Source organism: Nocardia wallacei (assembly GCF_029868745.1).
Lineage (GTDB): Bacteria > Actinomycetota > Actinomycetes > Mycobacteriales > Mycobacteriaceae > Nocardia > Nocardia wallacei_B.
The window spans coordinates 1-12556 of the sequence record NZ_JARWOP010000375.1 but is presented as its reverse complement, the minus strand read 5'-3'; the positions used below and the strand labels follow the sequence as shown (position 1 = coordinate 12556).

The window sequence follows — 12556 nt, the reverse complement described above, 5'->3', positions numbered from 1 at the left end:
GCAAGTTTGTCTTCCACGGACATGAGTGCGGGCCTTTCGCGGGTATCCGGTCAATCGACCATGGTCAAGCCGCCGCTGACGCTGAGCACCTGACCGGTGATATAGGCGGCTTGATCGGAGACGAGAAACGTGACGGCCGTGGCGATTTCCTCGGTCCGGCCGACTCGTTTGAGGGGGATGGTGGACAACAGCATGGACTTGATGCGGTCGGAGGTGTCGTCGACCCACAGCGGTGTGTCGGTGGCGCCGGGGGATACGCAGTTCGCGGTGATGCCGCGCTTGGCCCACTCGCGTGCCAAGGATTTGGTGAAGGCGATGACTCCGCCCTTCGTCGCGGCGTAGACGGCCTGTCCGCCGCTGCCGACCCGCCCGGCGTCACTGGCGATGTTGATGATTCGCCCGGCGCCACGTTCGATCATGGTCGCGCCCACTTCGTGGCAGACGAATATCGTCGACATCAGATTCACATCGACCAGATTGCGGATCTGCTCCACACTCAATGAGACGAACGGATCGTCGCCCGCCCATCCCACATTGTTCACGACGATGTCGATGGGACCGAGTTCGGCGGTGATGCTGCGCGTGAGTGCCGACACCGCCTCGGGTGAAGTCACATCGCAGGTGAACCCGTGCGCACGCAGCCCCTGCTCCGACAAGTTCCGCGCCACGGACTCGGCGCGGTCACTCTTCAGATCGCAGACGGCCACTTCGGCGCCGGAGTGTGCCAGCTGAGCGGCGATGGCGGCCCCGATGCCCTGCCCCGACCCGGTTACCAGAGCGACCTTCCCCGCAAGAGACACCTGCATGTTCATACCTCCGTGCTTGTCGAGTGAGGTCCTGCCGGGCTGGGCTCACGTGGATGGACCGATCATAATATGGACGACATTAGTCGGTAATGGAGGGTGGCATGGACAGCCCGAGGGCTCAGCTCGTCGCGGTTACAGCGATGGGGAGTCTTCAGCCGGGGGATTTCGATAGCCCACACCTCGCAGCACGGTGTCCACGAGTTGCGTCAAATAGCTTTCGGTGTGTGCCACCTCGGCCAGTCCCGGCGGGGTGCTGCGGACGTGGGTGGTGATGGCGCCCGCGACGAGATCGGCGATGAGGGTGGGGGTGATGCCGGGGTCGATCTCGCCACGCTCGATCGCGCGCCGGACCAGGGCTCGGGTCGCGCGAATGTAGTCCGGATAGTCGAGTTCGCCGATGACTTCGGCCAGTTCCTTGTTGGACTGCCGGTCCATCAGGAGGCGGCTGGTCATCAACCCTTCGATGCTCTGCACGAACGCCATCCACTGCCTGGCGAACTCCCGGAGGTCCAGCTCGAGGTTGCCGAGGTTGATGTTTCCGACCGATGGGGCGGCCGAGCGAACCGCGTCGACCAGCAACGCCGCCTTGTTGGGCCAACGCAGGTACAGCGAACCCTTGCCCACGCCGGCTCGTTTCGCGACTTCGTCCACGGTGAAACCGCTCCAGCCGCGGTCGCCGTACACCGTCCGGGCGGCATCCAGGACACGCTCGTCCAAATTAGGTACCCGCGGTCGTCCGACGGCGCGCGACGATGACGTCATAGTCTGCACCATACCGTGATTCGCATGTCGGCGAAGCCGTCCGACCGGCCCTCGTGCGACGATCGCGGTCTCGGTGGGTATATTTCTGATTAGTTTCGTCCAGAAAGGGCGGATGCCGGTTCCGGCCCCACCTATCGAGAGGCAGTCTCATGACCCAGCCGAACGGTCCGACGCCGAAAGAATTGGAAGTCGAGCAGGTCGGCGGAGTCCGCACGCTGATCATGAACAGACCCGCGGTGCGGAACGCGCTCGATGCCGACCAGTGGCGTCGTCTTGCCTCGGCGCTCGACGACGCCAAGCATGATACGAGCGTGCGCGCGGTGGTTCTGACGGGTGCCGGCGGGGTGTTCTCCTCCGGCGGTCAACTGGGGGCCGACGGTCCCGCGCACCCGCTGGACCGCATGCGGATAATCTCCGCCACGGCCGTGGCGCTGCACGACTTTCCGAAGCCGACGATCGCCAAGGTGCCGGGTCCGGCGATCGGTGGCGGCTGGAACCTCGCGTTGTGCTGCGATTTCGTCATCTGCTCGAGTAATGCGACGTTCGCGCAGGTCTTTCCGCGGCGAGGGCTGTCCGTCGACGTCGGCGGTTCGTGGCTGCTGCCGCGCCTGATCGGGATGCAGAAGGCGAAGTTGTTGATGATGACCGGCGATCTTCTCGATGCCGCCGAGGTGGAACGATTGGGGCTGGCCACCCGGGTGGTCGAGCCCGAAGAGCTCGATGCTGTCGTCGAGTCGCTCGCCGCGCGCCTGGCGGCCGGGCCGCCGGTCGCGCTGTCGTTGACCAAGTCACTCCTGCACCAGGCGGCGGGCGCGGATTTCGCTACGAGTCTCGAGGCGGAGGCGATCGCGCAAGCGGTGAACTTCGCCGGCGAGGACATCGAGATCGGCATGAAGGCCTTCAAGGCCAGAACGGCGCCGTCTTTCACGGGGCGCTGGTACTCGGAGTAGTGCGGCGGGCGGTCGGCCGTTTCCTAATTTGGACCAAATGTGTCAGTATTGTGGGTAGTCCATGGCAGGGCTGTGTCGAGGTGGTCTGGTTGTCGTCACGACGCCTTCAAGGGAGTAACCGGCGATGCGCGAGGGGTATCGAATGAATGCGAGCGGGGGCGAACCGCACACCGGTGAGGTTCTTACCCAACTGCGCGGCAATGTCCTCTTGATCACGATCAACCGACCACAAGCCCGCAATAGCGTCAACCGGCTCGTCGCCGAGTCCATCGGTGAGGCGCTTGACGCCGCCGAGGCCGATCCAGCGGTGCGGGCGATCGTCTTGACCGGTGCGGGCGACCGCGCATTCTGTGCCGGAGCAGATCTGAAAGCACTGGCGGCGGGGGAAGATATTCACCCTCAGGGCCGCCGCGCGCGCTGGGGTTTCGCCGGGTATGTCAATCATCCGGTCAGTAAGCCGACCATCGCGGCGGTCAACGGATTCGCTCTCGGCGGCGGCACCGAATTGGCCCTCGCCAGCGACTTGGTCGTTGCCGCGGACACGGCCGAGTTCGGTCTTCCCGAGGTGCGCCGCGGTCTGGTGGCGGCAGCCGGCGGCGCGTTCCGATTGGCGCAGCAGATTCCACGCAAAGTCGCCCTGGAGATGGCGTTCACCGGCGCGCAGATCTCGGCCGCGCGGGCATTCGAGCTGGGGCTCGTCACTCGGGTCGTACCACAGGCCGAGGTGCTTCCGGCGGCGCTCGAGCTGGCCGAAGTCATCGCCGCGAATGCCCCGTTGGCCGTGCAGGCGACCAAACGGATCGCGGGCGGAATTACCGACGGATCGGTAGAGCGTGACGAGGCCGATTGGGCCCGCAATCGCCTCGAGGCAGCCTGCGTGCGGCGCTCGCAGGATGCGCAGGAGGGACTTCGAGCATTCGTCGAAAAACGGACACCGAACTGGGCAGGACGATGAAACAACGATCCCGCGCCGCACGGTCGGCGGTCATCGCCGGCCTCGGTATGACCGAACTCGGAAAGGTGTACGGCAAGAGCAGTAGTCAGTTCGCCGCGGAGGCTGTGCGGCTGGCGGTAGCCGATGCCGGTTTGCGTCTTTCGGATGTCGACGGCCTCCTTGTTTCGGCGGGTGTGACCAACGATGTCGGCCTCGGACTGCAAGTCGACCTCAACCTGCGCGATCTCGAACTGCTGAGCCAGATGCAGGCATTCGGATCGACAGCAGGGGCGATGGTTCAGGTCGCTTCGATGGCCGTGCAGGCCGGAATGGCCGAGGTCGTCGTATGCGTCTTCGCCGACGCTCCACTCGAGGAAGGCATGGGCGCCGGCCACGCCTATTCCGACGGCCACCGAACCCACTCGGGTTGGGCGGGACTCCAGCGATCGACGGGCGCCGTAACCCCGAACGTGCTCTATTCCCTGGCCGCGCGGCGCCACATGCTCGAATATGGGACAACGTCCGAGCAACTCGGCGCGATCGCCGTTGCCCAGCGTGAATGGGCGGTGCTCAATCCGCTGGCGCAGATGCGTTTGCCCATCACCATCGAAGATCACCAGCATTCGCGGATCGTCAGCGCTCCGTTCCATCTCTTCGATTGCTGCCTGGTATCGAATGGCGGGATCGCGGTGGTGGTGACCACCGCCGAACGCGCCCGCGACCTGAAGCAGCCCCCGGTGCATGTTCTCGGGTGGGCGCAAAGTCATCCCGGTACGAGATTGCGACGCAACGACGACTTCGGTCTGATGACGGGTGCGGCACAATCGGGACCGGCCGCAATGGCGATGGCCGGGGTCACCACCGATGACATCGATATCGTCGAGATCTACGACTGCTACACCTACACGGCTCTCGTGACCCTCGAGGACTACGGCTTCTGCGGCAAGGGCGAAGGCGGCCCGTTCGTGTCGACTCCGGGGAACATCGGCCCGGACGGCAAGCTGAAGATGAATACCGGTGGGGGACAACTGTCTTCGTACTACATGTGGGGCATGACGCCGTTGTCTGAGGCGATCCTGCAGGCGCGGGGACAGGCCGGTGCGAGGCAGCAAGAGAAGCGCGAACTGATCTTGGTCTCCGGCAACGGCGGAATTCTCGACCACCACTCGACCCTGATCGTGGGCTCGTGAATTCGTCGAAGGGCGCCCGAACCATGCACATTCAACCTGTTGTCCGAGACTCCGCCACAGCGGCATTCTTCGACGGGACCGCGCGCGGCGTCTTCCTGCTACGCAGATCCCTGGTGTCCGGCGAAGTCGTGACCCCCTCGGCGGTACAGGACAGTGCGGGAAACACCGATCTGGAATGGTTCGAGGCTTCGGGGCGAGGGCGGGTCGTGTCGTGGGCGTTCGTGCCCCAACGGGCAGCCGACACACCACTCGAACTCACGATCGCCTTGGTCGAACTGGACGAGGGGCCATGGTGGTGGACCCAACTCGTCGACATCGACCGAGACGCGGTCGCAGCAGGCCTTCGAGTACGAGCGGTATTTCCGAAGTCCGGCCCGGCCGAATCCCATGAATACGTCCCGGTCTTCGCACCCGCCGAACCGGACGTATAGCCAACGGGGAGACTCGTGCGGGAGTCGGACGCCGATCACCGGTGCGCATCTGGACGTCGCCCCGCGGCAACCGACCGCCGCACTGTGCCAGTGACCAGTTCGAGGCCAAATGTGCTGCCGACCGGGGCACTCAGACGTTCCGACAACCCGTAGCGTCGATGTACCCCGCCACGATTTCACGGTTCGACGCCGCTGTCCGGCCTCCGTCTATGGGCTGGGCGGGTCGGCGGTGCGGATACGGATTGGCGTGGCGTGAATTGATGAAACCGGGAAGTTGTTTCGTCCCGCGCCGCCGCGGTTATTTGGCCGACATGCGGAAATCTGTCGCAGGTTGGCACCCCGGAGGGCTCGAACCTGCGACCTGCGACCTGGGAAAACGTCGGGGCCCTCCCGATGGATGACACTTCAACCGCGCTGACCTGAGGAAACGGTGTCGCAGGTTGGTGCCCCCGGCGGGGCACTATAAGGATGGGACCGGCGTCGACCAGCGGTTTTCGTGGGGGAAGCTGACGATCGAAGCGGGATTCAGGTATCCGAAGTCGGATTGATGCCGCTCGGCGATTGAGCCGGTGGGGCCTTGCCGCGACTCTGTCGTTGCACTCGGGTAGATACGGGTTCGCCGCCACCCTGCGACCGGAGTTCTTCTCCCTCACCGGCATCGCACCCTGAGGCCGGACGTCGCCCAGCAGCTTCGAACATCGGCCGGTCCCCACACCCAGAGGCCGATAATGTGGAGCGGAACCTCCCTGCCGGGTCGATCGGCGTCCGCGTCCGCCGACCTGGCGGTCGTGAAGTGTCGTGCGGTTTCACCCGATGGCGAGAATGAGTTCGTTGCAGGACCGTTCGCATCGGCGGCATGCCTGTGCGCAGATGCGGCAGTGTTCCATGTGTGCGGCGTGGGTCTCGCATTCGTCGGCGCAGGAGCTGCATACCGACAGGCACGTCCGTAACACCAACCCTGCCAGTGCGGTATCGAACGCAGTTTGGCGTGACAGCACTCGGCCTGTGCTGGTGCAGATGTCGGCGCAATCGAGGTTCTGCCTGATACAACCGGTCAGCCGGGCCGGGTCTGTTTCGCTCAGGCAGGCGTCCGCGCAGGCGGTGCAGGTTTGAGCGCAGGTGAAACAGTCTTCGATGCAGCGTGCCAAGAGGGTCTTGTCGATGTCGCCGAGTCCGGCGGGGTAGGTATCGAGCATCTCTATGGCCTGTGTCATCACAACTCCTGGGCATAGGAAACGACTTCACTCCCCCGGTTACCCGCCGTCACCGGCGAGTAACTCCCGCCGGCCCACCGACCAGGCGTGGCCCATTCTTGGCGTGGCGCCGAGGACGCGATTTCACGGCGACCGGCTGCCCGGCGCGAGCTGCTGGCGGCATGGCCGGGTGCCGAGTGTGGTTGGGTGTCAGGGTTTTCCGCGTGCCGGTGTTTGTTCGGCGACACCGTGGCGCAGGGGCGTGTTGTCGGCGGGGGACCGGGCGGGATTGGCGGGGGAGTCGCCCTTCTCGCCGGTGACCGGTGGGGCGTTGGCCGGGTCACCGCCGGAGGGCTGCGCACCCTGCTGCAGTTGCTCGGCCCGTGCTGACAAGATTTCGATGACCCGGGGCCGCTGTGCGGTGACACGCTCGTGTTCGAGCAGTTGGCGCACTTGGTCGAGTTCGAGGGATCGGGCTCGATGCTCGATCGACCCGACCGTGAGCTGGTCATAGTCGGGTAGCGGAAGGGATTTGCCGGTGCTCATGCTCGCCTCCTTCGAACCGCAGAGGTGCTCTCGGCTGGGGCCTACCCTGGGTGTCGCGGCTGAAACCGGCTGCTGGGTTGCGCGGCTGTCTTGAATGGTGTTGCCAGTGCAGGCCACCGCTCGTACATCGTGGTGTGCCGTCCGCTCCGGACGTACCGGTGAGACGTCGTGCAGGGTGCGCCGGTCGTCCCCGATCAACACAGCGCCCGGTCCTCCGGCGTGGGTGATCTTGTCACAGGTTCATCGAATGCCTGGTCATGAGACCGCGTGAGCCCGGCTACGGCGATTGGCTCGGGCGCATCGAACGACGTCGGCCGCCATGCGGGCTGTGATCATCGAGGCTCAGCGGAACTCACTCGCCGATACCGGTGCCGTCGCCGCACGACACCTGCTTGTCTCGCCGGTGCCGCCTCGGCACATCTACTGAATCCGCTATGCGAAGAACCACGGCGTGGGCGCTCACCCGGACGTCGTTCCGACGCGGCGATGCGCAGTCAGCAGGGCGTGGTCGAGCCGGGATCGGAGCCTCGTCTCGTCGCTGGACACGTCGCGTAGCGTCGCGACCAGACGCTCGGCTATCGCGCGGAGATTGGTGTTGGTCTCCTGCGAGCGCCACCGCAGTACCGCGAACGCCTGGTCGGCGTTGATGCCGTAGCCGAGCATCAGTGCGCCTTTGGCCTGTTCGATGACCGCGCGGGCGTCGACGAGTTGTGGCAGGACGTCGTCGAGTACTTCCTTGCGGTACTCGGCCGCGGCGACCGACAGGTCGATGTAGTAGCCCTGGGTCCCGATCACCGCGCCGCGTTCGTCGGTCATCGGCTCGGACACGACGAGGACTTCCCGCACCTGCCCGGCGGCGTCGATGATGCGGTGGCGGCTGGAGAACGCGCCGCCGTCCTCGACGGAGGTGATCCATGCTTCGAGGCGGTCCCGATCGTCGGGGTGTTTGTGCGAGAGCAGCAACGCGGTAGTGGGCTCGGTGCCCGGCGGGTGGCCGTGCATCCGCGCGACCTCCGCCGACCATTCCCACCGCCGACTGCCGAACCAGTAGCGGAATCGGCCCACGGCCAGCGGATCGCCGACCCCGACCACATGCTCGACGAGGTCCAACTCGGCCCGCGACACGTTCTCGCGCTCTGTCATCCGATCATTATCGACTGGTTATCGCCGCATGGGCGGCCACGTACACGCGCACCGGCGCATCCACGGCCGGGGGAACATCCGGTCACGGTAGTCGAACAGGCCAGACTACCTGGGGGCCACTCACTCAACGGCCACCTCGGGATCCGGAGCGCGGACGAACTCGGTCATATCCACGTACAGCCCGACGCGCATCGCGCGACACATCAGTGCCGGGGCCAGGATTCGAAAGTGCTGTCGTGCGGACTATCTCGGCACGAAAGTGCCGACTGTCCGGTGTCAACGTTCCACGGCGGTCAGCGTCGGGGGTGTCCGCCCGATCCGACTGTCGCCACGATGTCATCGATGCGTGCGGCGAGACGCAGGTCGCGCTCGGTGACGGCCGGTGGGTGGCCGGTCGACAGGCGGAAGGTGAGGGTGGTGGCGTCGCGGCGGATGTCGGTATGGGTGTCGTGGTCGCGGGCGGCGCGGTGCACGTGGTCGATGACCAGGTCGTGGCGGTCGGCGGGGAGCTCGACAGTGCGCCGGATCTCGCTGGTGTCACCGCGCCATTCGGGGAGATCGGTCAGTGCTCGGTCGATCTCGTCGGCTGCCAGTGGGGTGTGTTCGGCGGTGCGTACCCTGGCCGTCGCCCGGTCCGGTGATTCGCCGGCGGGTGCGAGGGTGGCGGCGGTGTCGGGGTCGAGGTGCTCGGTGAGATCCACGGCGTCCGGTTCGAGGTCGCGTAGTGCGTGGATGACCGCTTGGGTGATGTACCGGGCGCGTTCCTGGCTGACGCCGAGCAGGTAGCCGACCTCGGTGAGCAGCGCCGTGCCGTCGCCCGTGTACTGCTGCGGCGCACCGGTCATGGTGTCCTCGAGCGCATTCGGCAGAAGTCGCGCGTATCGGTCCCGGGCCTGTGGTGACAGGCGCCCGGCGACCGTGGTCAGCACTCCCGACACCGCGGTGCGGGCCCGCTGACTGTCCGCTAGGTGCGCGTTGTCGCGTACCGATTCGATCAGGTCCTGGTATTTCACCGGCGATACCTCCCTTCGCACAGGTGAACGGTTCCACTACGTTCTTCACCCCGCCGCGTACCCGACGCGTCCCGCGCTATGCGACTGGCACGACTTCCACCACACTCCGCCCAGGTCATGACCACGCCGTCAGCGGACTCCCGAAGGATTGCCGGCGCTGCTCGAGACATGCAGCGCGGGCCGACTGTGGTGTGATCACAGTCGGCGACGCGCAGCGTCACCCGGGTCTGAACGGCGTTGTGTCGTCAGGAAGAGGGTGGCGTCGTCGGGCTGCCGGCGACAGTGCGGTGAAACCACTCCGATGACAGGCGCGCGGCTTCGTCGAGCGTTCCCGGTTCTTCGAACAGGTGCCCGGCGCCGCGCACGATCTCCAGCCGTGGCGCGACGGCCATACGCCGCATGGCCTGCCGGTTGAGTTCGAGGACCTCGCGGTCGTGCTCGCCGACGATCAACAGGGTCGGCGCGCGCACCCGGGTCAATGCGTCACCGGCCAGATCCGCTCGGCCACCCCGCGATACGACGGCGTGCACGGCAGCGGGTCGCTCCGCGGCGGTGACGAGTGCCGCGGCCGCGCCGGTACTGGCGCCGAACAGGCCCACCGGCGACTGCCGCGTGCCGGGCTGGTCGGCGAGCCAGTCCACGGTGCCCGCGACCCGGCCCGCGAGCAGCGCGATATCGAAACGCAACTCGCGGGTGCGCAGGTCGTAGCGTTCCTCGTCGGGGGTGAGCAGATCCAGCAGGACCGTGCCGAACCCGGCCTGGTGCAGGATCGAGGCGACGTGCCGGTTACGCGGACTGTGCCGTCCGCTTCCGCTGCCGTGGGCGAAGACCACGATGCCGCCGCCACGCGCCGGTCGCGTCACGTGGGCGTCGAGCCGGACCTCGCCCAGCCGGATCCGCACCTCCTCCCCGGCGGTCACGGCGTTCACGTATTGCCCGGGGCGGCGCTGATATCGGCGAGCGCCGAGGCGGAATCGCGGTCGATGGCGGCATCACCGATCGACAGGACCCCTACCGGGCGGCCCTCGTCGACGACCGGGATACGGCGGATCGCGTGCTCGCGCATCCGGTTGACCGCGGTGTCGAGTTCTTCGTCCGGCGCCGCTGTCACCAACTGGTCGCTGCAGACGTCGCCGAGGTGGCGACCGGAGAGATCGTCGGCGTCGGCGAGCGCGCGAACAACGAGATCACGATCGGTGACGATCGCCCGCACCCGATCGCCGTCCGCCACGAGTACGTCACCGATATCGTTGTCGCGCATGGCTTGTGCCGCTTGCCGCACCGTCGCATCCGGCGCCAGGGTCACCACATTCTCGGTCATCAGGTCGCGCACGTACTGAACCATCGAAACCTCCTCGGGAGTGTGCGGCTGCTTCTTTTCCATTTCGCGGCTACCCCTGTGCGCCGCGAATACTCCGGTGCCGAGGATCGCGCACCACACGGTCTGTTACGCCTGTATGGCCGGACACGGCGGCCGACTTCGGCGCGCTCGCGCTCGACCGCGGCACCGAGTTCGTCGTCGGCTACGCCGAGGTAGTGCAGCGCAGCGTCATGGAACACCTGTCCGAGCGTGCGCTCACCGCGCTCACCGTCACCCAATACCTCGACACGGTCACTCTGCGATCACGTTCCGATTCGGTGACGTCGGCCTGGGTCCTGCCCGCCCGGCGCTCTACGCCTCGCAAGCCCTGCTGTGGCTGCCGGGAATCCCGGTGGCTGGTGTCGGATTCGGTGTGGGGAGAAGTCGCCGCCCAGGTGTCCGCCGCCTCTACACCGGGGAATCAAACTGCGCAATTCGGTGATGTGTGCGCTGCCGTGCTGATTCCAGGATATCGGCGGTCTGTCTCTGCCGAGCCTTGCGCCGGGACCGGAACACGCCGTGCAATTCTGCGGAGCGAATCCGGCCTGGCTGCGTCGTGATCGCCGGTACGGTGGCTGTATGTCCGAGGTGGTCGTGGTGGCACTGATCGGAGTGTTTGTGGCGGGGGCCTTGGTGTTGCGCTGGTGTAATCGGGATCGGTCCGAGGACAACGGGTTCGAGGATGGGGCGGATCAGCCGAGTACGAAGTAGCGGAGCCATAGGTAGGGGGCGGCGATGGTGATGGTGATCGCTGTGACCACGGCGCCCTTGCGGGTGAATTCCCAGAACGAGATCGGGGTGTCGGCGCGTTTGGCGATGCCGAGCATGACGACATTGGCGCTGGCGCCGACGGCGGTGAGGTTGCCGCCGAAGTCCGCGCCCGCCGCCAGCGCCCACCACAGGGCGTGGCCGTGTTCTTCCATGCCGCCGGCGAGTTCGGCCACCAGCGGGCTCATCGTGGCGACGTAGGGAATATTGTCGATGATCCCGGACAGCACCGCGGACACCACGAGAATGAGCATGGCCGCCACCAGCGCGTTGCCGCCGGTGGCCGCGACCGCGTGCCGGGAAAGATTCTCGATCACACCGGTTTTCACCAGCGCGCCGATCATGACGAACAGTCCGGCGAAGAACAACAGCGTGTCCCACTCGACGGCCGACAGGAACTCCTCTTGTGGCACTCCGGAAACCAGCACGAGGATCCCCGCGCCGAGCAGCGCGACCACCGAGGGATCGATGTGGAACAGCGAGTGCCCGATGAACCCGGCGAACACCGCGGCCAGCACGAGGCCGCATTTGACCAGTAGTCCGCGGTCGCGGATGGCTTCGCGTTCGTTCAGCGCCATGATGTCGGTGGCGCGGTCGGGATCGACGGTGAAGCTGCCGCGGAACAGCCACGGCAGCACCAGCGTGAACACCGCCAGCTCCACCAGCACGAGCGGGGCCATGTGGACGAGGAAGTCGTTGAATGTCAAGCCGGCCCGGCTGCCGATGATGATGTTGGGCGGGTCCCCGATCAGGGTGGCGGCGCCGCCGATATTGGCGGCGAGAACCTCGGCGATCAGAAACGGCGACGGGTTGATGTCGAGACGATCACACACCAGCAACGTCACCGGCGCGATCAGCAGCACGGTGGTCACATTGTCGAGAAAGGCCGACGCCACCGCCGTGATGAGGGTCAGCAGGATCATCACCCGCAGCGGAGAACCCTTGGCGCGCTTGGCGGCCCAGATCGCGGTGTACTCGAAGACGCCGGTCTGCCGCAGTATCCCGACGATGATCATCATCCCGAGCAGCAGGAAGATGACGTCCCAGTCGATCCCGGTCTCGTGGGAGAAGAAGCTGTCGGCCGACCCCACCACGCCGAGCGCCAGCACGATCGCGGCGCCGCCGAGCGCGGCGGTCGTCTTGTGGATGCGTTCGGTGGCGATCAGCGCGTAGGCGACGACGAAAACGGCGACCGCGAGGACAACATTCACAGCGCGCCCCGCCGGCGCGGCGTGGTCAGTGGTGGTGCAGTGTCGCCGCCAGCAGGCGCGAAGCGGTGATGACTCCGATCAGTTCGGCCTCCTTCATGACCGCGACCAGCGGGCTGCGGTACTGCGACATGGTGGCCGCCACCTCGAGGATGGTGTCGTCGGCCTTCGCCGCGGGCACCTTGATCAACCGCTCGGGAATGACGTCGCGGACCTTCTTGCCACGCAGCTTCGTCACCATCCGATCGCAGG

General features: G+C 66.3%; 14 protein-coding genes. 4 read left to right on the top strand and 10 right to left on the bottom strand.

From position 1 onward, the window contains the following. Nucleotides 1–50 precede the first annotated feature (50 nt). Together QH470_RS34925 and QH470_RS34920 are read right to left on the bottom strand one after the other, a co-directional pair. Nucleotides 51–806, bottom strand: coding sequence for an SDR family NAD(P)-dependent oxidoreductase (locus QH470_RS34925; protein WP_280276662.1), 756 nt, complete (start codon nucleotides 804–806; stop codon nucleotides 51–53). Between the two features lie 132 nt (nucleotides 807–938). Beyond that, entirely contained in the window at nucleotides 939–1568 is a 630-nt protein-coding gene (locus tag QH470_RS34920) for a TetR/AcrR family transcriptional regulator (protein WP_280276661.1), read from the bottom strand. Nucleotides 1569–1717: 149 nt separating this feature from the next. Between QH470_RS34920 and QH470_RS34915 the strand changes: the two genes are divergently transcribed. From QH470_RS34915 to QH470_RS34900, 4 genes are all read left to right on the top strand, one after another. Further along, nucleotides 1718–2518, top strand: coding sequence for an enoyl-CoA hydratase/isomerase family protein (locus tag QH470_RS34915; RefSeq protein ID WP_280276660.1), 801 nt, complete (start codon nucleotides 1718–1720; stop codon nucleotides 2516–2518). A 124-nt stretch (nucleotides 2519–2642) separates the two neighbouring features. Further along, nucleotides 2643–3473 carry a crotonase/enoyl-CoA hydratase family protein gene (locus tag QH470_RS34910; protein ID WP_280276659.1) on the top strand — a complete coding sequence of 277 codons (831 nt, stop codon included), beginning with the start codon at nucleotides 2643–2645 and terminating at the stop codon, nucleotides 3471–3473. Next, the gene (locus QH470_RS34905) at nucleotides 3470–4642 is read left to right on the top strand and encodes a thiolase family protein (RefSeq protein WP_280276697.1); all 1173 of its coding nucleotides are present in this window, start codon (nucleotides 3470–3472) and stop codon (nucleotides 4640–4642) included. Before QH470_RS34910 ends, QH470_RS34905 begins: the two co-directional genes overlap by 4 nt. Further along, nucleotides 4639–5073 carry a Zn-ribbon domain-containing OB-fold protein gene (locus tag QH470_RS34900; protein WP_280276658.1) on the top strand — a complete coding sequence of 145 codons (435 nt, stop codon included), beginning with the start codon at nucleotides 4639–4641 and terminating at the stop codon, nucleotides 5071–5073. The genes QH470_RS34905 and QH470_RS34900 overlap by 4 nt, the downstream gene beginning before the upstream one ends. A gap of 806 nt (nucleotides 5074–5879) precedes the next feature. Here QH470_RS34900 and QH470_RS34895 read toward each other — a convergent pair. From QH470_RS34895 to QH470_RS34860, 8 genes are all read right to left on the bottom strand, one after another. After that, the gene (locus QH470_RS34895) at nucleotides 5880–6287 is read right to left on the bottom strand and encodes a four-helix bundle copper-binding protein (RefSeq protein WP_280276657.1); all 408 of its coding nucleotides are present in this window, start codon (nucleotides 6285–6287) and stop codon (nucleotides 5880–5882) included. 189 nt (nucleotides 6288–6476) lie between these two features. Next, complete coding sequence (locus QH470_RS34890) at nucleotides 6477–6812, bottom strand: DUF8129 domain-containing protein (protein WP_280276656.1); 336 nt, start codon at nucleotides 6810–6812, stop codon at nucleotides 6477–6479. 459 nt (nucleotides 6813–7271) lie between these two features. Beyond that, nucleotides 7272–7955 carry a PAS and ANTAR domain-containing protein gene (locus tag QH470_RS34885; RefSeq protein ID WP_280276655.1) on the bottom strand — a complete coding sequence of 228 codons (684 nt, stop codon included), beginning with the start codon at nucleotides 7953–7955 and terminating at the stop codon, nucleotides 7272–7274. Nucleotides 7956–8248: 293 nt separating this feature from the next. Beyond that, on the bottom strand, nucleotides 8249–8968 hold the full coding sequence (locus QH470_RS34880; protein WP_280276654.1) for a DUF2267 domain-containing protein: 720 nt from the start codon (nucleotides 8966–8968) through the stop codon (nucleotides 8249–8251). A gap of 245 nt (nucleotides 8969–9213) precedes the next feature. Next, complete coding sequence (locus tag QH470_RS34875; protein WP_280276653.1) at nucleotides 9214–9888, bottom strand: dienelactone hydrolase family protein; 675 nt, start codon at nucleotides 9886–9888, stop codon at nucleotides 9214–9216. Nucleotides 9889–9893: 5 nt separating this feature from the next. Further along, nucleotides 9894–10313 carry a CBS domain-containing protein gene (locus tag QH470_RS34870; RefSeq protein WP_280276652.1) on the bottom strand — a complete coding sequence of 140 codons (420 nt, stop codon included), beginning with the start codon at nucleotides 10311–10313 and terminating at the stop codon, nucleotides 9894–9896. A gap of 707 nt (nucleotides 10314–11020) precedes the next feature. After that, the gene (locus tag QH470_RS34865; protein WP_280276651.1) at nucleotides 11021–12307 is read right to left on the bottom strand and encodes an ArsB/NhaD family transporter; all 1287 of its coding nucleotides are present in this window, start codon (nucleotides 12305–12307) and stop codon (nucleotides 11021–11023) included. A 25-nt stretch (nucleotides 12308–12332) separates the two neighbouring features. After that, nucleotides 12333–12556 (bottom strand): CBS domain-containing protein (locus QH470_RS34860; RefSeq protein WP_280276650.1); only part of this gene is annotated, 224 nt, incomplete at its 5' end.

What these genes read in the sequence shown, in the direction of transcription:
- QH470_RS34925 (WP_280276662.1), bottom strand. Translation starts at nt 806, where the DNA reads ATGCAGGTGTCTCTTGCGGGGAAGGTCGCTCTGGTAACCGGGTCGGGG.
- QH470_RS34920 (WP_280276661.1), bottom strand. Translation starts at nt 1,568, where the DNA reads ATGACGTCATCGTCGCGCGCCGTCGGACGACCGCGGGTACCTAATTTG.
- QH470_RS34915 (WP_280276660.1), top strand. Translation starts at nt 1,718, where the DNA reads ATGACCCAGCCGAACGGTCCGACGCCGAAAGAATTGGAAGTCGAGCAG.
- QH470_RS34910 (WP_280276659.1), top strand. Translation starts at nt 2,643, where the DNA reads ATGCGCGAGGGGTATCGAATGAATGCGAGCGGGGGCGAACCGCACACC.
- QH470_RS34905 (WP_280276697.1), top strand. Translation starts at nt 3,470, where the DNA reads ATGAAACAACGATCCCGCGCCGCACGGTCGGCGGTCATCGCCGGCCTC.
- QH470_RS34895 (WP_280276657.1), bottom strand. Translation starts at nt 6,287, where the DNA reads ATGACACAGGCCATAGAGATGCTCGATACCTACCCCGCCGGACTCGGC.
- QH470_RS34890 (WP_280276656.1), bottom strand. Translation starts at nt 6,812, where the DNA reads ATGAGCACCGGCAAATCCCTTCCGCTACCCGACTATGACCAGCTCACG.
- QH470_RS34885 (WP_280276655.1), bottom strand. Translation starts at nt 7,955, where the DNA reads ATGACAGAGCGCGAGAACGTGTCGCGGGCCGAGTTGGACCTCGTCGAG.
- QH470_RS34870 (WP_280276652.1), bottom strand. Translation starts at nt 10,313, where the DNA reads ATGGTTCAGTACGTGCGCGACCTGATGACCGAGAATGTGGTGACCCTG.